The sequence below is a fragment of the Citrobacter sp. RHBSTW-00524 genome (assembly GCF_013747755.1).
Lineage (GTDB): Bacteria > Pseudomonadota > Gammaproteobacteria > Enterobacterales > Enterobacteriaceae > Citrobacter > Citrobacter braakii.
This window is the reverse complement of record NZ_CP056421.1, coordinates 1353462-1373557: the sequence shown is the minus strand read 5'-3', so window position 1 is coordinate 1373557 and position 20096 is coordinate 1353462. Positions and strand designations below refer to the sequence as shown.

Annotated in this window: 16 protein-coding genes; 7 read left to right on the top strand and 9 right to left on the bottom strand. The window is 55.2% G+C overall.

The annotated features are described in order from the left end of the window. The first annotated feature begins 132 nt into the window (after positions 1–132). From hcaE to hcaD, 5 genes are read left to right on the top strand one after another with little or no spacing between them, the layout of a single operon-like run. Positions 133–1494: a 3-phenylpropionate/cinnamic acid dioxygenase subunit alpha gene (gene hcaE, locus HV229_RS06565; RefSeq protein ID WP_047358252.1), complete on the top strand. Its 1362-nt coding sequence runs from the start codon at positions 133–135 to the stop codon at positions 1492–1494. Next, on the top strand, positions 1491–2009 hold the full coding sequence (hcaF, locus tag HV229_RS06560; RefSeq protein ID WP_016154024.1) for a 3-phenylpropionate/cinnamic acid dioxygenase subunit beta: 519 nt from the start codon (positions 1491–1493) through the stop codon (positions 2007–2009). Before hcaE ends, hcaF begins: the two co-directional genes overlap by 4 nt. Then, positions 2009–2329, top strand: coding sequence for a 3-phenylpropionate/cinnamic acid dioxygenase ferredoxin subunit (hcaC, locus tag HV229_RS06555; RefSeq protein WP_016154025.1), 321 nt, complete (start codon positions 2009–2011; stop codon positions 2327–2329). The genes hcaF and hcaC overlap by 1 nt, the downstream gene beginning before the upstream one ends. Next, entirely contained in the window at positions 2326–3138 is an 813-nt protein-coding gene (hcaB, locus tag HV229_RS06550) for a 3-phenylpropionate-dihydrodiol/cinnamic acid-dihydrodiol dehydrogenase (RefSeq protein WP_016154026.1), read from the top strand. The genes hcaC and hcaB overlap by 4 nt, the downstream gene beginning before the upstream one ends. A gap of 9 nt (positions 3139–3147) precedes the next feature. Continuing rightward, the gene (hcaD, locus tag HV229_RS06545; protein ID WP_181547112.1) at positions 3148–4350 is read left to right on the top strand and encodes a phenylpropionate dioxygenase ferredoxin reductase subunit; all 1203 of its coding nucleotides are present in this window, start codon (positions 3148–3150) and stop codon (positions 4348–4350) included. Between the two features lie 78 nt (positions 4351–4428). On the opposite strand, the gene glyA is transcribed toward hcaD, so the two are convergent. Next, positions 4429–5682 (bottom strand): serine hydroxymethyltransferase, encoded by a 1254-nt coding sequence (glyA, locus tag HV229_RS06540; RefSeq protein ID WP_003835277.1) that lies wholly within the window; start codon positions 5680–5682, stop codon positions 4429–4431. Positions 5683–6008: 326 nt separating this feature from the next. Between glyA and hmpA the strand changes: the two genes are divergently transcribed. After that, positions 6009–7199: an NO-inducible flavohemoprotein gene (gene hmpA, locus HV229_RS06535; protein ID WP_115190339.1), complete on the top strand. Its 1191-nt coding sequence runs from the start codon at positions 6009–6011 to the stop codon at positions 7197–7199. Positions 7200–7294: 95 nt separating this feature from the next. On the opposite strand, the gene glnB is transcribed toward hmpA, so the two are convergent. From glnB to purL, 5 genes are all read right to left on the bottom strand, one after another. After that, complete coding sequence (gene glnB, locus HV229_RS06530; protein WP_002914032.1) at positions 7295–7633, bottom strand: nitrogen regulatory protein P-II; 339 nt, start codon at positions 7631–7633, stop codon at positions 7295–7297. Positions 7634–7693: 60 nt separating this feature from the next. Then, positions 7694–9028: a two-component system response regulator GlrR gene (gene glrR / locus HV229_RS06525; RefSeq protein ID WP_304412487.1), complete on the bottom strand. Its 1335-nt coding sequence runs from the start codon at positions 9026–9028 to the stop codon at positions 7694–7696. Beyond that, positions 9028–9771, bottom strand: a complete 744-nt coding sequence (gene qseG, locus HV229_RS06520; protein WP_049041523.1) for a two-component system QseEF-associated lipoprotein QseG — start codon at positions 9769–9771, stop codon at positions 9028–9030. Before qseG ends, glrR begins: the two co-directional genes overlap by 1 nt. Before the next feature lie 22 nt (positions 9772–9793). Further along, the gene (qseE, locus tag HV229_RS06515) at positions 9794–11224 is read right to left on the bottom strand and encodes a two component system sensor histidine kinase QseE/GlrK (RefSeq protein ID WP_049282310.1); all 1431 of its coding nucleotides are present in this window, start codon (positions 11222–11224) and stop codon (positions 9794–9796) included. Positions 11225–11785: 561 nt separating this feature from the next. Continuing rightward, entirely contained in the window at positions 11786–15673 is a 3888-nt protein-coding gene (purL, locus tag HV229_RS06510) for a phosphoribosylformylglycinamidine synthase (protein WP_181547110.1), read from the bottom strand. 257 nt (positions 15674–15930) lie between these two features. On the opposite strand from purL, the gene mltF reads away from it, so the two are divergent. Continuing rightward, a complete protein-coding gene (gene mltF / locus HV229_RS06505) occupies positions 15931–17481 on the top strand; it encodes a membrane-bound lytic murein transglycosylase MltF (protein ID WP_016154040.1) in 1551 nt (516 codons plus the stop codon). Between the two features lie 48 nt (positions 17482–17529). Here the strand turns inward: mltF and tadA are convergent, their stop codons facing one another. The 3 genes from tadA to HV229_RS06490 form a co-directional block, all read right to left on the bottom strand. Further along, positions 17530–17994, bottom strand: a complete 465-nt coding sequence (tadA, locus tag HV229_RS06500) for a tRNA adenosine(34) deaminase TadA (protein WP_231040546.1) — start codon at positions 17992–17994, stop codon at positions 17530–17532. 89 nt (positions 17995–18083) lie between these two features. After that, entirely contained in the window at positions 18084–18719 is a 636-nt protein-coding gene (gene yfhb, locus HV229_RS06495) for a phosphatidylglycerophosphatase C (protein WP_016157167.1), read from the bottom strand. A 3-nt stretch (positions 18720–18722) separates the two neighbouring features. Next, positions 18723–20087 carry a PTS transporter subunit EIIC gene (locus HV229_RS06490; protein ID WP_181547106.1) on the bottom strand — a complete coding sequence of 455 codons (1365 nt, stop codon included), beginning with the start codon at positions 20085–20087 and terminating at the stop codon, positions 18723–18725. Between the last annotated feature and the right edge of the window lie 9 nt (positions 20088–20096).

The window sequence follows — 20096 nt, the reverse complement described above, 5'->3', positions numbered from 1 at the left end:
CTTCTCCTTGTTATCGAAAAAATGTCTCAACTGGTAGAAATTTACTATTTCACAGATTGATAACTAACCAGCAACATCCTTATGGCACAAAAATAGAAGGTCAATACATCTTATCTTTCAGGATTAAAAAATATGACCACACCCTCAAATTTAGACATCTACCAACTGATCGACACGCAAAACGGTCGTGTAACCCCACGGATTTATACTGACCCAGAAATTTACCAACTGGAGCTGGAGCGCATCTTCGGGCGCTGCTGGCTATTTCTCGCCCACGAAAGCCAAATCCCCAAAGCCGGTGATTTTTTTAACACCTACATGGGCGAGGATGCGGTCGTGGTGGTTCGCCAGAAAGACGGCAGCATCAAAGCGTTTCTCAACCAGTGCCGCCACCGGGCGATGCGCGTCAGCTACGCCGACTGCGGGAACACTCGCGCCTTTACCTGCCCGTATCACGGCTGGTCGTACGGTATCAATGGCGAGCTGATCGACGTTCCGCTGGAGCCTCGCGCTTACCCGCAAGGGCTATGCAAATCGCACTGGGGACTGAACGAAGTTCCTGGCGTAGAGAGCTATAAAGGGCTGATTTTCGGCAACTGGGACACCACCGCGCCCACGCTACGCGATTATCTCGGCGACATTGCGTGGTATCTCGACGGCGTGCTTGACCGCCGCGAAGGCGGCACAGAAATCGTCGGCGGCGTACAGAAGTGGACCATCGACTGTAACTGGAAATTCCCCGCCGAACAGTTTGCCAGCGATCAGTATCACGCATTGTTCAGTCATGCCTCCGCTGTGCAGGTGTTGGGGGCAAAAGACGACGGTAGCGATAAACGCCTCGGTGACGGACAAACCGCTCGCCCGGTGTGGGAAACCGCCAAAGATGCACTACAGTTCGGCCAGGACGGGCACGGCAGCGGCTTCTTCTTTACCGAAAAGCCGGATGCCAACGTGTGGGTCGACGGCGAAGTCTCCAGCTACTACCGCGACACCTACGCGGAAGCTGAACAGCGTCTGGGTAAGGTTCGTGCCCTGCGTCTGGCCGGTCACAACAACATTTTTCCAACGCTTTCCTGGCTCAATGGTACCGCTACGTTGCGCGTCTGGCATCCGCGCGGTCCTGATCAGGTTGAAGTGTGGGCGTTCTGTATTACCGATAAAGCCGCCTCTGATGAAGTGAAAGCCGCATTTGAAAACAGCGCTACGCGCGCTTTTGGCCCCGCCGGATTCCTTGAGCAGGACGACTCGGAAAACTGGTGTGAAATTCAAAAACTGCTGAAGGGCCATCGGGCGCGTAATAGCAAACTGTGCCTGGAAATGGGGTTAGGTCAGGAGAAACGTCGTGAAGACGGCATTCCGGGGATCACCAACTACATCTTCTCAGAAACCGCCGCCCGCGGCATGTATCAGCGCTGGGCTGATTTACTCAGCAGCGAAAGCTGGCAGGAAGTGCAGGAAAAAACCGCCGCTTACCAGCAGGAGGTGATGAAATGAGTGCTTTAGTTTCCCTGGAACTGCATCACCGCATTACGCAGTTTCTCTACCATGAAGCCAGCCTGCTGGATGACTGGCAGTTTCGCGACTGGCTGGCACAGCTGGATGACGACATTCGCTATACCATGCGCACAACGGTCAATGCCCAGACGCGCGACCGTCGCAAAGGCGTGCAGCCGCCAACCACCTGGATTTTTAACGACAACAAAGATCAGCTTGAACGTCGTATTGCGCGACTGGAAACCGGAATGGCCTGGGCAGAGGAGCCGCCGTCGCGTACCCGACACCTGATCAGCAACTGCCAGGTCAGTGAAACCGAAGTGCCGGATGTGTTCGCCGTGCGCCTTAACTATCTGCTGTATCGCGCGCAAAAAGAGCGCGATGAAACCTTTTACGTCGGCATGCGCATGGACAAAGTGCGCCGTTTACCGGGCGATGAGTGGCGCTTACTGGAGCGTGAGATCGTGCTGGATCAAGCGGTGATCACCTCCCATAACCTGAGTGTATTGTTCTGATGAGTCGTATTTATGCCTGCCCCGTAGGGGATTTGCCGGAGGGTGAAGCGCTCCGGCTCGACACCTCGCCCGTCATCGCGCTGTTCAACGTTGGCGGCGAGTTTTATGCCATTAACGATCGCTGTAGCCACGGTAATGCCTCGATGTCGGAAGGTTATCTGGAAGACGACGCGACGGTGGAATGCCCGCTGCATGCCGCCAGTTTCTGCCTGAAAACCGGTAAGGCGTTGTGTTTACCTGCCACCGATCCGCTGACCACCTACGCGGTGTACGTGGAAGGTAGCGATGTGTTCGTTGATATTCCAGAGGACGCGAGATGAGCGATTTACGCGATAACGTGGTCTTTATCACCGGCGGCGGCTCCGGTCTTGGCCTGGCGCTGGTCGAGCGTTTCATTGAGGAAGGTGCGCGGGTCGCCACGCTGGAACTTTCGCCAGCCAAAATCGCCAGCCTGCGCCAACGTTTTGGCGAACATGTGCTGGCAGTAGAAGGCAACGTCACCTGCTACGCCGACTATCAGCGCGCGGTGGATCAAATTCTGGCGCGCTACGGCACCCTGGACTGTTTGATCGGCAACGCCGGGATATGGGATCACAACGCCTCGCTGGTCAATACGCCAGCGGACGCGCTGGAGAGCGGCTTTCATGAGCTGTTTAACGTCAACGTGTTGGGCTATCTGCTGGGCGCAAAAGCCTGCGCCCCTGCGCTTATCGCCAGCGAAGGCAACATCATCTTTACCCTTTCCAACGCGGCGTGGTATCCCGGCGGCGGCGGTCCGTTGTATACCGCCTCTAAACATGCCGCCACCGGGTTGATTCGCCAGTTAGCCTACGAGCTGGCGCCAAAGGTGCGCGTCAACGGCGTCGGTCCGTGCGGCATGGCAACCGATCTGCGCGGCCCACAGGCGCTGGGCCAGGGCGATACGTCGATTATGCAGTCGCTGACGCCGGAAAAAATCGCCGCCATTTTGCCGTTGCAGTTTTTTCCTGAGCCAGCGGATTTTACCGGCCCGTATGTGATGCTGGCGTCAAAGCGCAACAATCGCACATTGAGTGGCGTGATGATCAATGCCGATGCCGGTTTGGGCATTCGCGGTATTCGTCACGTTGCCGCCGGACTGGATCTCTGAGGAGGCGTTATGAGCCATAAAATTATCGCTATCGTCGGCGGTGGTCAGGCTGCGGCAATGGCCGCCGTCGCACTGCGTCAGCAAGGATTTAACGGCGAATTGCATCTGTTTTCCGATGAGCCGTATCTGCCCTATGAACGCCCTCCGCTCTCCAAAGCGATGCTGCTGGACGAAAATCCACAGCGACAGCCGATCCTGAACGCTGACTGGTGGCGGGAGAACAACGTACAGCTGCATCTTGGCGTCACGCTGCGTCAGATTGACCGCACCTCTCGCACGCTGATGCTCGCCGATGGTCAGTCCTACCGCTGGTCGCAGTTGCTGTTGGCGACCGGGGCCGCCGCCAGACCGCTGCCGCTACTGGATAAACTGGGCGAACGTTGCTTTACCCTGCGTCACGCCACAGATGCCGAGCGTCTGCGCGGTGCCTTGCTGCCGGGCAAGTCGATTGTGATTGTCGGTGCGGGCACCATTGGCCTGGAATTAGCGGCCAGCGCGATCCAACGCGGCTGTAGGGTGACGTTAGTGGAGCTGGCCTCAACGGTAATGGGTCGCAACGCCCCTGCTCCGGTGCGCGACTATCTGCTAAACCGCCACCGACAGGCAGGGGTGCGGGTGCTGCTCAACAGCGCCATTGAGCACGCTGAAGCGGGAGAGTTTCTCTCGCTTACCCTGCAAAACGGCGAGACGCTACAGGCCGATGCGCTGGTTTATGGCATCGGTATCGTGGCGAATGATGCGCTGGCTCGCGAAGCGGGGCTGGAGACGGCTAACGGTATTATCGTTGACTCCGCCTGCATCACCTCCGATCCCGCGATTTTTGCCGCCGGTGATGTGGCGATAACGCGCCAGCCCGACGGTTCGTTAGAACGAGTAGAAAGCTGGGAAAATGCCAATAACCAGGCACAGATTGCCGCTGCCACAATGCTCAACCTGCCGTTGCCGGAGAAGACGCCAGGCTGGTTCTGGACCGACCAATTTAATGACAATCTGCAATTTGTTGGCGATATGCAAGGGCAAACATGGCTATGTCGTGGCAATCCGGATGACGGCAAGGCTATCTGGTTCCACCTGCGTGATGGGAAGCTAATTGGCGCAGTAGCGCTCAACAAAGGACGCGAAGTGCGCGCACTGCGTAAGTTAATTCATTCAGGACGAGTAGTAAGCGAGGAAGCGCTGTGCGATGAAGGCGTAGCGCTGAAGTCGTTGTGATAGCAGCCTGATAAGCGCAGCGCTATCAGGCATTAAAAAAGGCCGCATCAGCGGCCTTTCGTTTTGCGTTAAGCAGAATTACGCGTAAACCGGGAAGCGTGCGCAGATATCCAGAACTTTACCTTTGACGCGCTCGATAACGGCTTCGTCATTGATGTTGTCCAGAACGTCACACATCCAGCCAGCCAGCTCTTTCACTTCCGCTTCTTTAAAGCCACGGCGAGTTACAGCCGGAGAACCGATACGGATACCGGAAGTCACAAACGGGCTCTTCGGATCGTTCGGCACGCTGTTTTTGTTAACAGTGATGTTAGCGCGGCCCAGTGCGGCGTCAGCTTCTTTACCGGTCAGGTTTTTATCAACCAGATCCAGCAGGAACAGGTGGTTTTCAGTACCGCCAGAAACCACTTTGTAGCCACGGTTCAGGAACACTTCCACCATCGCTTTGGCGTTTTTGGCAACCTGCTGCTGGTAAACCTTAAACTCAGGCTCCATCGCTTCTTTCAGCGCCACGGCTTTCGCCGCGATCACGTGCATCAGCGGGCCGCCCTGTGCGCTTGGGAACACCGCGGAGTTCAGCTTTTTGTACAGCTCTTCGTCACCGCCTTTCGCCAGGATCAGGCCGCCGCGCGGACCTGCCAGGGTTTTGTGGGTGGTGGTGGTCACTACGTGTGCGTGTGGAACCGGGTTCGGGTAAACGCCTGCGGCGATCAGGCCCGCAACGTGCGCCATGTCAACGAACAGGTATGCGCCAATGCTGTCGGCGATTTCACGCATTTTTGCCCAGTCAACAACGCCGGAGTAAGCAGAGAAGCCGCCGATGATCATCTTCGGCTTGTGCTCTTTGGCCTGCTTAGCCATATCTTCGTAGTCAATTTTACCGGACTCATCAATACCGTAAGGAATGATGTTGTACAGCTTGCCAGAGAAGTTAACCGGGGAACCGTGAGTCAGGTGGCCGCCTTGCGCCAGGTTCATACCCAGAACGGTATCACCCGGTTGCAGCAGAGCGGTGTAAACAGCGAAGTTAGCCTGGGAGCCGGAGTGCGGCTGTACGTTAGCGTAGTCAGCGCCAAACAGCTCTTTTGCACGATCGATAGCCAATTGCTCAACGATATCAACGTACTCGCAACCGCCGTAGTAGCGCTTGCCCGGATAACCTTCAGCGTATTTGTTGGTCAGCTGAGAACCCTGCGCCTGCATAACACGCGGGCTGGTGTAGTTTTCGGAGGCGATCAGTTCGATGTGCTCTTCCTGACGTACTTTTTCCTGCTCCATAGCCTGCCACAGTTCGGCATCATAATCGGCAATGTTCATTTCACGCTTTAACATCCGCATCTCCTGACTCAGCTAACAATAGAATTTCGGCCTAAAAAGGCAGTCCCGTTGGACGACGGCGAACAGTATAACCGAATCATTCTTCGATAACAGGTCTTGACAAAGGATTTTACGCAAACGATTACCTTCACGGCACGCAAGGCTTTGGAGAACAAAGGTCTGCTGAATTTCAACGGATTTCTTTTCAGGTTTGTGATGCAGATTTTTCACGATGTAACCTTTACAACGCAAAGTTACAAAGAACCATTTACAATGCAGGGGTATTTTTTATAAGATGTATTTGACATACATCATTAAAATTTCAGATAAAGGAAGACCGTATGCTTGACGCACAAACCATCGCTACAGTGAAAGCCACCATTCCCCTGCTGGTTGAAACAGGCCCGAAGCTGACCGCCCATTTCTACGATCGCATGTTTACGCATAACCCAGAGCTGAAAGAAATCTTCAACATGAGTAACCAGCGTAATGGCGATCAGCGGGAAGCGCTGTTTAACGCTATTGCCGCGTATGCCAGCAATATCGAGAACCTGGCGGCGCTGTTGCCTGCCGTTGAGAAAATCGCGCAGAAGCATACCAGCTTCCAAATTAAGCCGGAGCAGTACAACATCGTAGGTGGCCATTTGCTGGCAACGCTGGACGAAATGTTCAGCCCAGGCCAGGAAGTTCTGGATGCATGGGGCAAAGCATACGGCGTGCTGGCGAACGTTTTCATCAACCGTGAAGCGCAGATCTACAGCGAAAATGCCAATAAAAATGGCGGCTGGGAAGGTACCCGTCCTTTCCGCATCGTGGCAAAAACCCCACGCAGTGCGCTTATCACCAGCTTTGAATTTGAACCTGTCGACGGTGGCGCAGTGGCTGAATATCATCCGGGGCAATACCTGGGCGTCTGGCTGAAGCCGGAAGGTTTCCCGCATCAGGAAATTCGTCAGTACTCACTGACCCGTAAACCCGATGGCAAAGGCTACCGTATTGCCGTGAAGCGTGAAGACGGTGGTCAGGTTTCCACCTGGCTGCACAACCATGCGAATGTGGGCGATGTCGTTCACTTAGCTGCACCTGCGGGCGATTTCTTTATGGACGTTGCGACCGATACCCCAGTGTCTCTGATTTCAGCAGGCGTGGGTCAAACCCCGATGCTGGCGATGCTGGATACGCTGGCAAAAGCGAATCATACGGCGCAGGTTAACTGGTTCCACGCGGCAGAAAATGGCGATGTACATGCCTTTGCCGATGAAGTGAATGAACTGGGCAAAACGCTGCCACGCTTTAGCGCACACACCTGGTATCGTGAGCCAACCGAAGCCGATCGCGCGAAAGGTGCGTTTGATAGCGTTGGTCTGATGGATTTGAACAAACTGGAAGGCGCAATCAGCGATCCGGCGATGCAGTTTTATCTGTGCGGTCCGGTTGGCTTTATGCAGTTTGCCGCGAAGCAGCTGGTCGGCCTGGGCGTGAAAAACGAGAACATTCATTACGAATGCTTCGGCCCGCATAAAGTCTTGTAATTACTCATGCCGGATGGCGCTGCGCTTATCAGGTCTACGGGATATTGTAGGCCTGATAAGGTGTTTACACCGCCATCCGGCAAGCACGGCGCGGCTTAGATTGCCGCGTCGTCTTCTTCACCGGTGCGAATACGAATCACGCGTGCCACGTCGAAGACAAAAATCTTACCGTCACCGATTTTACCGGTCTGGGCAGTACGAATAATGGTGTCGACGCAGGTATCGACGATGTCGTCGGTGACCACAATTTCAATTTTTACCTTCGGCAGAAAATCCACCATATATTCCGCACCACGGTACAGCTCAGTATGGCCTTTCTGACGGCCAAACCCTTTCACTTCTGTTACAGTCATACCGGTAATGCCGACTTCAGCCAGCGCTTCGCGGACGTCGTCCAGCTTGAAGGGTTTAATAATCGCATCAATCTTTTTCATGCTATTCCTTGAAAAGGTCGCCTGTCTTTTGATCGAATAAAACTAACATAATCCGCAGATTTATTCTTTGAAATCGTTTGCATCCAGCTCATGGCGAGAGAGCAACTTGTAGAATTCGGTGCGGTTGCGCCCCGCCATTCGCGCCGCATGGGTCACATTGCCCTTGGTGATTTGCAACAGCTTACGCAGGTAGTTGAGTTCAAACTGGTTACGCGCTTCAACAAAGGTCGGCAGCGCGGTGTTCTCCCCTTCCAGCGCCTGCTCCACCAGCGCGTCGCTGATCACCGGCGAAGAGGTCAACGCCACGCACTGCTCAATCACGTTAACCAACTGACGCACGTTACCAGGCCAACTGGCGGTCATTAACCGTTTCATGGCATCGGTCGAAAAGGCGCGCACGAACGGTTTGTGTCGTTCAGCAGACTGGCGCAGCAGATGGTTTGCCAGCAGCGGAATATCTTCCGTACGCTCGGCCAGCGCTGGGATCTTCAGGCTCACCACGTTGAGGCGATAGTACAAATCTTCGCGAAATTCCCCCCGAGCCATCGCTTTGGGTAAATCGCGGTGGGTCGCGGAAACGATCCGCACATCAATATCGATATCGCGGTTACTGCCCAGCGGCCTGACTTTTCGCTCCTGCAATACACGTAGCAATTTAACCTGCAACGGCGCGGGCATATCGCCAATCTCATCGAGAAACAGGGTCCCGCCTTCCGCGGCCTGAAATAGCCCTTCACGATTGCTCACCGCGCCGGTAAAGGCGCCGCGCGCATGACCAAACAGCTCAGACTCCAGCAGTTGTTCCGGCAATGCGCCACAGTTAATGGCAATAAAAGGCTTGTGGCTGCGCGGGCTGGCGTTATGAATGGCCTGGGCAAAAACTTCTTTCCCGGTTCCGCTTTGGCCGTTGATCAATACGCTTACGTCCGATTGTGCCACCATGCGCGCCTGTTCCAGCAGACGCAGCATCAGTGGGCTGCGGGTGACGATGGACTCACGCCAGCTGTCATCAGCGGCAGGCGCAGACTGTTCCAACGCCCCGTCGATCGCATGGTATAACGCGTCTTTATCCACCGGCTTAGTGAGAAAGCTGAACACCCCTTGCTGAGTCGCCGCAACGGCGTCGGGGATGGAACCGTGAGCGGTAAGGATAATAACCGGCATTCCCGGCTGCACTTTCTGGATTTCAGTAAACAGCTGCATGCCGTCCATTTCATCCATGCGCAGATCGCTAATAACCAGATCCACTTTTTCACGGTTCAGTACCCGTAACCCTTCCTGCCCGCTTTCTGCGGTTACGACGCTGTAGCCTTCGCTGGTCAGGCGCATTCCAAGTAATTTCAACAGGCCGGGATCGTCATCCACCAGCAGCAGATGCGCGGGCTTACGGCTTATCATGGCGTGACCTCATCGGCAGACGGCGCTGCGCCTTCCTCGTTATCAGGTGGGGTGAGTTTATCGTTCCCGTGCGGCGCATCAGGGTTGTAACTACCGGCAGGTTTGCGCGTGGAAAGCTGGCGTTCAATATCGGTTAGATTCTCCAGCTTGCGGGTCGTGAGATCGAGCTGAGACTGCAAGTGTTGTTGCTGCTGACGTAACGTATCAAGATCGCTGTCTGACGCCTGCTGAAGCTTGCTGTAGCGCATACGCTCTTCGGCCAGCTGCAGCTGCAACGTCTGACTGCTGCGCCAGACCTGATACAGCGGGCGTACCTGTGGCGGAATTTGCGGGCTTAATGCGTCGAGGCGCGTAACCGTCTCCCGCCTTTCAGGCGGCGTAATGTTGGCGTTATCAAGCAGGATCCCGCGCCTGAAAGCCCCCTGCCAGGTATCAGGCATCATCGTGCTGGCTTCACTACGCGCCTGTACCGGCATCAGGCGATTGGCGCAATCCATCGCCCGCAGCCAGTACAGCGGATTGGTCTCTGTGGGCTGACCAGACAGCGACCAGATATCGCTACAGTCTGTTGCAAGGTAGTCCGCCAGTTGATGAGGCGGAATTTTCTCCTGCGAGGGGTCGCCGATAATATGATTCACCGCGTTCGGGACGCAGCCAACCAGCGCCAGACACGGCAGGCTTGCGAGGATGACGCGACGGAAAAAATGTCGTTTAAGCATTCGGACAACAACGTATGGCATACTCACCAGACTTAGGTTTATTTTAGTGATTTTTCGCTGCAGATAGCGGCAGTTCTATGCGAAAACAAACGTTTTGCGCATGCTCATCAACCAGATACAGTTTGCCCCGCATACGGCGGATGCAATCTCTGGCAATGCTCAGCCCCAACCCGCTTCCTTTTACCGCCCCTTTTCGCTGATGGCTACCCTGGAAAAAAGGCTCGAAGATCATGGTCTGTTCTGCTTCTGGAATCGGTGTGCCGGTATTCATTACATCAATGTATACCATTGAGCCATGCAAACTGCTGCGGATCCAAATGTTACCGGATTCAGCGCCATAGTGCACCGCATTGGAATAAAGATTGTCCAGCACGCTCATCAATAGCATCGGTTCTGCCAGGCAGGCGTTCACCGCAAGCGCAACATCAGTATGTATCATTTTGGCGCGAGCCGGCAGGCTATGTGCAGAAACAACGCTTTCCACCAACGGCGCGATTTCCACACGTTCAAGCTCAACCTCGTCATCCGCCAGCTTGCGGTTGTAATCGAGCAGTTGCTCAATCAGTTTTTGCAGGTTGCGGCTACTGTCATCGAGAATACCGACCACCTCTTTTTGCTCTGGCGTTAACGGCCCAACGACCTGATCGGCTAACAGCTCGGTACCTTCGCGCATACTCGCCAGAGGCGTTTTCAGCTCATGAGACAGATGGCGTAAAAACTGATGTCGTTGTGACTCCAGCCAGGAGAGACGTTCGCTCAGCCAGATAATGCGCTGGCCCACGGACCGCAGCTCCCGGGGTCCCGTAAATAATACGCTATCGCCCAGCGAGCGCCCTTCCCCCAGACGATTGATCATTTTTTCTATGCCCTTCACCGGACCGATTATCATGCGGGTAAACAGCAACACCATCGCCAGGCTGACAAGAAACAGCACCAGCGCCTGCCAGCCAAAGAACTGCCCACGTTCGGCTATTTCCTGCTGTAGCTGCTGCCCACGAGAAAAGACGACCGTGCGCGTCGCTTGTACCATTTCAGTATTGGCACTGGCGAAAGCGTCCAGCCGCGCCGCCGCCACGCTATCAGGACCGCTGTTGGTGCACTGCAACTGCGCGAGATCGTTGAGGTCCTGACGCAGTGCCTGATAAAGCTTGGTATCCGGCAACACACCCGCATGCGCATCCAGCATGTCGCTGTAGCGTTTACGTTGGCTCTGGTAAACCTTAGCCAGCGTTGGGTCATCAAGCACACAGTATTGCCGGTAGCTACGCTCCATCTCCAGCGCGGCATTGGTCATCGCTTCACTGCGTCTGGCGTCAATCAGCGTGGTTTGGTTCGTCAGCGCCGCCTGTGCGCTCAGGGCATTCAGACTTTGCCACGCCTGCCAGGCCAAAACTAACAACGGCAGCAGGATAAGCAAAAATGCCAACGTAACCAATTGACGTAAAGATCGGGGGAAAACAGACCAGCGCTTCAAGGCGTTACTCTCAATGGACAGGAATAGGTTGATGCTAACTGAGGGGAACGTCAGATACAACAAAGCCGGGATTAACCCGGCTTTGTTGTGGAATAAGGCGGTGCCTAACTCGACGTTTCGCCCGAAGGTTGATATGAGCGATGCTAATATCAGATGTTGGACGGCAGGCACCTTGTTGTGCGTCATTCGAAGTTTATGTAGCACGTCCCGAAGGGGCTGACATAAGAAGGTGAATGAGCCACTGGGCTATATTATGCAGCATCTGTGCCAATATTCAAAACACTTTATTAACACAATGATAAATATAGAAAATGTTCTTATTCATATGAAAAATGATTTTGGCTATTTTTCACCCTTACTGTCGCCAATCAGCAACACCCACAGCACTTAAAAACAAATTCATTGTAAATCATATAATTAAATGTCTCTTTTTAGCGACAACGTAACCCCACCTATGTCGGGATTTCCCGACACTTAAACGCATTGTCGGATAGCGGCATACAAAATGACTGACAAAAAAAAAGCCCCTCACGCAGAGGGGCTTAAAGGTTATCGAGCTGATTACCCGAGTTGTTTACGCGCGTTGCGGAAGATACGCATCCACGGGCTGTCCTCGCCCCAGTTTTCCGGGTGCCAGGAGTTGCTCACGGTACGGAATACGCGTTCCGGGTGCGGCATCATAATGGTGACGCGACCATTTTCAGTAGTAACGGCAGTAATTCCGTTCGGCGAACCGTTCGGGTTAGCCGGGTAGGTCTCGGTCACCTTACCGAAGTTATCAACGTAGCGCAGCGCCACCAGCCCCTTACTCTCCAGCGCGGCCAGATGCGCGCCGTCACGCACTTCCACACGGCCTTCACCGTGAGAAACGGCAATCGGCATCATCGAACCAACCATATCGGCAAGCAGTAAAGACGGGCTTTGCGTCACTTCGACCAGGCTGAAGCGGGCTTCAAAACGATCGGAGTGGTTACGCACAAAGCGCGGCCACAGCTCGCTTCCCGGGATCAGTTCACGCAGGTTAGACATCATCTGGCAACCGTTACACACCCCGAGCGCCAGCGTTTGCGGGCGATGGAAGAAGGTTTCGAACTCATCACGGACGCGGTTGTTGAACAGAATCGACTTCGCCCAGCCTTCCCCTGCACCGAGCACATCGCCGTAAGAGAAACCGCCACAGGCTACCAGCGCCTGGAAGTTACCCAGACCGATGCGTCCGCCCAGCAGGTCGCTCATATGCACATCGATGGCGTCAAAGCCCGCACGGTGGAAGGCAGCCGCCATTTCGACGTGGGAGTTCACGCCCTGCTCGCGCAGCACGGCCACTTTTGGACGCGCGCCGGTAGCGATGTACGGGGCGGCAACATCTTCGTTGATATCAAACGACAGTTTAACGTTGAGACCAGGATCGGCATCGTTGGTTTTCGCGTCGTGTTCCTGATCGGCACACTCCGGGTTGTCGCGCAGACGCTGCATCTGCCAGGTGGTTTCCGCCCACCACATGCGCAGCGTGGTGCGGCTTTCGCTGAACACCGGCTGACCGTTGGCGCTCAGGGTGAAACGGTCACCCGTTACCGCCTGGCCGAGATAGTGCACGCAATCTGCCAGGCCATGTTGTGCCAGCAACACCTCAACCGCTTCACGGTCAGCAGCGCGAACCTGGATCACTGCGCCCAGCTCTTCATTAAACAGCGCCGCCAGACGATCGTCACCCAGAGAGTGGATATCAGCGTCAATACCGCAGTGACCGGTGAAGGCCATTTCCGCCAGCGTAACCAGCAGTCCGCCGTCGGAACGGTCATGGTAGGCCAGCAGCTTACGCTGCGCGACCAGCGCCTGAATGGCGTCGTAGAAGCCTTTCAGTTGCTCAACGTTACGCACGTCGGCAGGCTTGTCGCCCAGTTGACGATAAACCTGTGTCAGCGCCGTCGCGCCCAGCGCGTTGTGACCAAGACCGAGATCAATCAGCAGCAGGGCGTTGTCTTCAGTAGAGAGCTGTGGGGTTATCGTGTGGCGCACGTCTTCCACGCGGGCAAAGGCGGTGATCACCAGCGACAGCGGCGAAGTCATTTCACGCTGCTCATTACCTTCCTGCCAGCGGGTTTTCATCGACATAGAGTCTTTGCCCACCGGAATAGTCAGGCCAAGCGCCGGACATAATTCTTCCCCAACGGCTTTTACCGCTTCGTACAGCCCGGCATCTTCACCGGGGTGACCCGCAGCCGCCATCCAGTTAGCCGACAGTTTAATGCGTTTGATATCGCCAATCTGCGTTGCCGCAATGTTAGTCAGCGCTTCACCTACCGCCAGACGCGCAGAGGCCGAGAAATCCAGTAGCGCAACTGGCGCACGCTCACCGATAGACATCGCTTCACCGTAGTAGCTATCCAGGCTTGCGGTGGTGACCGCGCAGTTGGCTACCGGGATCTGCCACGGACCAACCATCTGGTCACGCGCCACCATGCCGGTAACGGTACGGTCGCCGATCGTCACGAGGAACGTTTTCTCAGCGACAGTCGGCAGATGCAGCACGCGGTTAACCGCATCTGCAATCGAGATTTCGCCACGATTCAGGGCGTCGCCTTTGGCTTTCAGCGTCTGCACATCGCGGGTCATTTTCGGGGTTTTACCCAGCAGCACATCCAGCGGCATGTCGATCGGCTGGTTATCGAAGTGGCTGTCGCTCAGTGTGAGATGCTGTTCTTCGGTGGCCTCACCGATCACCGCATACGGCGCGCGCTCGCGCTTACACAGTTCGTCAAACAGCGGTAGCTGGTCAGCGGCAACCGCCAGCACATAGCGCTCCTGGGATTCGTTACACCAGATTTCCAGCGGGCTCATACCCGGCTCGTCGCTAAGGATATCGCGCAGCTGGAACTTACCGCCGCGACCGCCATCGCTTACCAACTCCGGCATGGCGTTAGACAGACCGCCTGCGCCAACGTCATGGATAAACAGGATCGGGTTCGCATCGCCCATCTGCCAGCAGCGGTCGATAACTTCCTGGCAACGACGTTCCATTTCCGGGTTGTCGCGCTGTACCGAAGCGAAATCAAGATCGGCATCAGACTGGCCGGAAGCCATAGAGGAGGCCGCCCCGCCGCCAAGCCCGATGTTCATCGCAGGACCGCCGAGGACGATCAGCTTGGCGCCAACGACGATCTCACCTTTTTGCACGTGATCGGCACGGATGTTACCGATCCCGCCCGCCAGCATGATCGGTTTATGGTAACCGCGTAGCTCTTCGCCGTTGTGGCTGTTGACCTTTTCTTCGTAGGTGCGGAAGTAGCCGGTCAGCGCCGGGCGACCGAATTCGTTGTTAAACGCCGCGCCGCCCAACGGACCTTCGGTCATGATATCGAGCGCGGTAACAATACGGTCCGGCTTACCAAAGTCTTCTTCCCACGGCTGTTCAAAGCCAGGAATACGCAGGTTGGAAACGGAGAAGCCCACCAGCCCGGCTTTCGGTTTTGCACCGCGACCGGTTGCACCCTCGTCGCGGATTTCGCCGCCGGAGCCGGTAGCCGCGCCCGGCCACGGAGAGATAGCCGTCGGGTGGTTGTGGGTTTCAACCTTCATCAGGATGTGGGCTGGCTCCTGATGGAAATCGTAGCGGCCGGTTTTGTGGTCGGCAAAGTAGCGCCCCACTTCAGAACCTTCCATTACCGCGGCGTTGTCTTTATAAGCAGACAGCACGTGGTCCGGCGTGGTTTCGAAAGTGTTTTTGATCATCTTGAACAGCGACTTGGGCTGCTGTTTACCGTCGATAACCCAGTCGGCGTTAAAAATTTTGTGGCGGCAGTGCTCGGAGTTAGCCTGCGCAAACATGTACAGTTCAATATCGTTCGGGTTGCGTCCCAGTTTAGTAAACGCATCCTGCAGATAGTCGATTTCGTCTTCCGCCAGCGCCAGACCCAGACGCAGGTTAGCGTCGATCAGCGCCTGGTGTCCCTCACCCAGCAGATCAACACTGGAGACCGGCGCAGGCTGGTGATGGACAAACAGTTTTTCGGCATCGTTCAGCGCAGAGAAAACCGTTTCCATCATGCGGTCGTGCAGTTCGTCGGCAACCATCTGCCACTGCTCAGCGGTCAGCGTAGAGGCTTCTACATACCAGGCAATGCCACGTTCCAGACGGCTAATCTGTTGCAGGCCGCAGTTGTGGGCAATATCAGTCGCTTTAGAAGACCACGGGGAGATGGTGCCAGGGCGAGGCGTAACCAGCAGCAGTTTGCCTTCAGGGGCATGGCTGTGAAGAGCAGGGCCATATTTCAGCAGGCGTACAAGCTGGGCGTGCTCATCCTCATTCAACGGTGCATTCAGATCGGCAAAATGGACGTACTCGGCGTAAATATTGTGGACCTGGAGGTTGGCAGCCTGAAAACGTGCCAGCAGTTTGTTAATACGGAATGCAGACAGTGCAGGTGAACCACGCAGAATTTCCATCATAAGTCTCTCGTCTTCTAAGCTTTCGGTGTGCCCAAGTGGGGGAAACGGGCGTCATTATAAAGAATCTACCGCGCCGACGAAACCGTTTGCGTCGAAATAAAATCACGACCTTCTCTTATCATCAAATGCGGTCTGGTTTCTGAATAAGTTGCCAACTGACGCAAGTTTAAGCAAAATGCCGCTCATTAATGACGACTTCACTTCTTAATCATCACCACAGCAGGCAGAGACAACGTACGGTTCAGAGAATTAACTAATTGAAAAAATTAAAGATTAATTATCTGTTCATCGGCATATTAACGCTGTTGTTGGCAGCGGCCCTCTGGCCATCTATTCCCTGGTTCGGTAAAGCCGAAAATCGTATCGCCGCCATTCAGTCGCGGGGAGAACTGCGCGTCAGTACCCTCGACTCGCCGTTAACTTACGCGACCCTCAACGGTAAGAAATTCGGCCTGGATTATGAACTGACTCAGGCGTTCGCCAACTACCTGGGCGTGAAGTTAAAAGTCACCGTGCGCCAGAACATCAGCCAGCTTTTTGACGACCTGGATAACGGCCATGCCGATCTGTTAGCCGCAGGCCTGGTATATAACAGCGAGCGGGTGAAAAATTACCAGCCCGGCCCAACCTACTATTCGGTTTCACAACAGTTGGTGTATCGGGTTGGGCAATACCGCCCGCGCACTCTTGCCACCGTGAACGAAAATCAACTGACCATCGCCCCGGGGCACGTGGTGGTTAACGATCTCCAGTTGCTTAAAGAGAATAAATTTCCCGATCTGAGCTGGAAGGTGGATGACAAAAAAGGCACCACTGAACTGCTTGATGATGTTATCGCCGGGAAGCTGGATTACACCATTGCCGATTCCGTCGCCATCAGCTTATACCAACGCGTACATCCTGAGCTGGCCGTAGCGCTGGACGTATCTGACGAACAGCCGGTGACCTGGTTTAGTCGCCTGGACGATGACAACACGCTGTCTGCCGCCCTGTTGGATTTTTTTAACACCATGAATGAAGACGGCTCTCTGGCGCGACTAGAAGAAAAGTATCTCGGACATGGCGATGATTTTGACTATGTTGATACCCGCACCTTTTTACGCGCCGTAGACAGCGTATTGCCGGACCTTAAGCCGCTGTTTGAGAAATATGCTCAGGAGATAGACTGGCGACTGCTCGCCGCAATCTCTTATCAGGAGTCACACTGGGACGCGCAGGCCACTTCCCCGACCGGCGTACGCGGGTTGATGATGCTGACCAAAAATACCGCTCAAAGTCTCGGACTTACCGACCGTACCGATGCCGAACAAAGCATCAGCGGCGGCGCGCGGTATTTGCAGGATATGATGAGTAAAGTGCCCGATACCGTCCCCGAAGGGGAACGCATCTGGTTTGCGCTCGCAGCCTACAACATGGGTTATGCGCACATGCTGGATGCACGGGCGCTGACCGTGAAAACCAAAGGCAATCCGAACAGCTGGTCCGACGTAAAACAGCGTCTGCCACTGCTCAGCCAAAAGCCGTATTACAACAAGCTGACCTATGGTTATGCGCGAGGCCACGAAGCCTACGCTTATGTAGAAAATATCCGTAAGTACCAGATTAGTCTGGTGGGGTATCTGCAGGAGAAAGAAAAACGGGCGCTTGAAACGCAGCAACTGGCGCAGGATTACCCGGCGGTGACGCCGGCAGAGCTAATAGGTAAAGATGAATTGCCGCTTTCGGCGTTTTTGTCTCAGACGTCGTCAAATTACCTGTCGCACTCCCCTTCCCTGCTGTTTTCACCGCAGAAAAAAGAGGGCAAGTAGCCTCGTAGGCCTGATAAGCGCAGCGTCATCAGGCAATCAGACCGGCATTTACAAATTGGCGTTTTTTTTCAGCGCTTTGATTTCCTGACGACGCATGCGGAAGAAATCACTGAGCAACGTGGCGCATTCATCCCGTAGCACCCCTTCGGTCACCTCCACCCGATGATTCATTCCAGGGTGATGCAGTACATCCATTAATGACCCGGCTGCCCCCGTTTTCGCATCGCGCGCGCCAAAAACGACCTGGCCGATACGGCTGTGCACCATCGCGCCTGCGCACATCACACACGGCTCCAGAGTGACATACAGCGTGGTATCCAACAGACGGTAGTTTTGCAGCACCAGGCCGCCCTGACGCAGCGCCATAATTTCAGCGTGGGCAGTCGGATCATGGTGACCAATCGGACGGTTCCAGCCTTCGCCAATCACGCGGTTGTTATGTACCAATACCGCGCCCACCGGGACTTCACGCTCATCCCAGGCGCGCTTAGCCAGCGTTAAAGCATGACGCATCCAGTATTCGTGGCTAAATTCAACTTCAGACAAAGGGGTAACTCCAGTAATCAAAGCGGGCGCATTATACACAGACGCTATCGTTTACTCTATTCGAGTTGTTGCAGCTCTCCGCGCGGCGTGACGCGCCAGCGATGCTGGCAAAAAGAGAGCAGAGGATTGTCCTGATTACTGTCGCTGTAGCCACTGTAAAGCTGAAGCGGCGCACCAATGTGGCGTTCCAGTTGCGTCACTTTCTCATGGCCCAGACAGCGCAGAGGCAGCACCCACCCGCCGAATCCCCGCGCCATTTTACTGGCGATCAGATTGACTCGCGGTAGCCACGGCGTGTCGAAGTACACCTGCTCGACCAGCGACTGCGGGGAGCCAGTAATAAGCCAGATTTCGGCGTCAGAGCTTAACAGGTAGGTTGTCAGCCGCTGCTGCACGAGCGGAAAGGCCGTCACGTTACTGCGAAACCAGCGCACAAAGTCAGCCTGATGCCCTTTCAGGCGCGCCTCGCTACGACCAAAAGTACATCCCCATAACAGCAGGCTCATTGGCCAGCGGGCGGCGCGCCCTTGTATCAGCAGCGCCAGCGCAATCACCGGTAGCAGAGGCAGCACAAGCAACGCGTTCAGCGGCTGGCGACGCAGCAGATAACGTATAAAGCTACCGAACATATCTTGCTGGTGTAACGTGCCATCCAAATCAAAAAAAACAACGCGGCGCTGGTGATTGGTCAAACCTTATTCCTCTGGATCGTTGAACCCCAATAGCCAGGTAAACAGGAACCCGGCGATAACTGCTACCAGATAGCCTAACAGATAGAACATCACTTTTCCGGCAACAATCGTCAGTGCCAGCGGCAAACCGGAGATGCCAAAGGTGATAACCGTCGCCACCTTCCAGTAGCTAATCAGCGCCCCGCCTACCGCTCCGCCAAGGCAGGCACCGATAAACGGTTTACCCAACGGCAGCGTGACGCCAAAAATAAGCGGCTCGCCGATGCCCAGCAGCCCGACCGGCAGCGCTCCTTTGATCACTTTCTTTAGCCGCGCATTGCGGGTTTTCATCAACACCGCTATCGCAGCCCCTACTTGTCCAACGCCTGCCATCGCCAGGATAGGAAAGAGCGCGTTATAACCGTGCGCCTGTACCAGCTCAACGTGGATGGGCACCAACCCTTGATGAAGTCCGGTGAGCACCAATGGCAGGAAAGTTCCCGCCAGTATGGCACCAACCAGGAACCCGCCGCGGTCGATAGCCCAGGATGCGCCGTGAGCGATAGATTCAGAAATCCAGCCTCCAAGTGGTTGCAGCACCACAATCGCGATGGCCCCGGTAATGATGGTGGTCAGCAGCGGGTTAAGGATAAGCTCCAGCGATTCCGGCAACAGCTCGCGGAATTTGCGCTCGATCCAACACATCAGCGCAACCACCAGCAGCACTGCGATCACCCCGCCGCGCCCCGGCTGCAACGCTTCGCCAAACAGGGTAATCTGCGCCAGCTGCGGACTGGAGAGGATCCCCGCCATCACCCCGCCCATCGCCATAGAGCCGCCGAAGACTTTGGCGGTATTCACCCCAACCAGAATATTCATGATGGCAAACACGGCGCTGCCAAATATGCCCATCAGCCCCAGCATATTCGGATAATGGGTCGCAAAATCCCCCACGATATCCGGTCGCTTAAGGATGTTAATAATGCCGGTAATCAAACCGGAGGCGATAAACGCCGGAATAAGAGGGATAAAGACGTTCGCCAGCTTGCGCAGCGCATCGCTCATTGGCGCTTTGTACTTCGCTTTGGCCTCTGATTTGGTGCGCTCGATATTATTCACATCTGCACGCTCGCCGTCACCGGCAATCAGGGAGCGCATGGCATCCACCACCTTGGCAGCTTTACCGGGGCCGACGATTATCTGATGCTGCGCGCCCTGCTTCACGTAACCGCTAACACCGGGCAGTTGCCTGAGACGGGGAATATCAATCTGATCGTCATCCTGAACTTCCACTCTGACGCGGGTCATACAGTTTTCCAGGCGCAGAATATTTTGCTCTCCGCCTACGCCCAGCAGAATGTCGCTGGCCAGCACCGCCGTCTTATCCATATACACCTC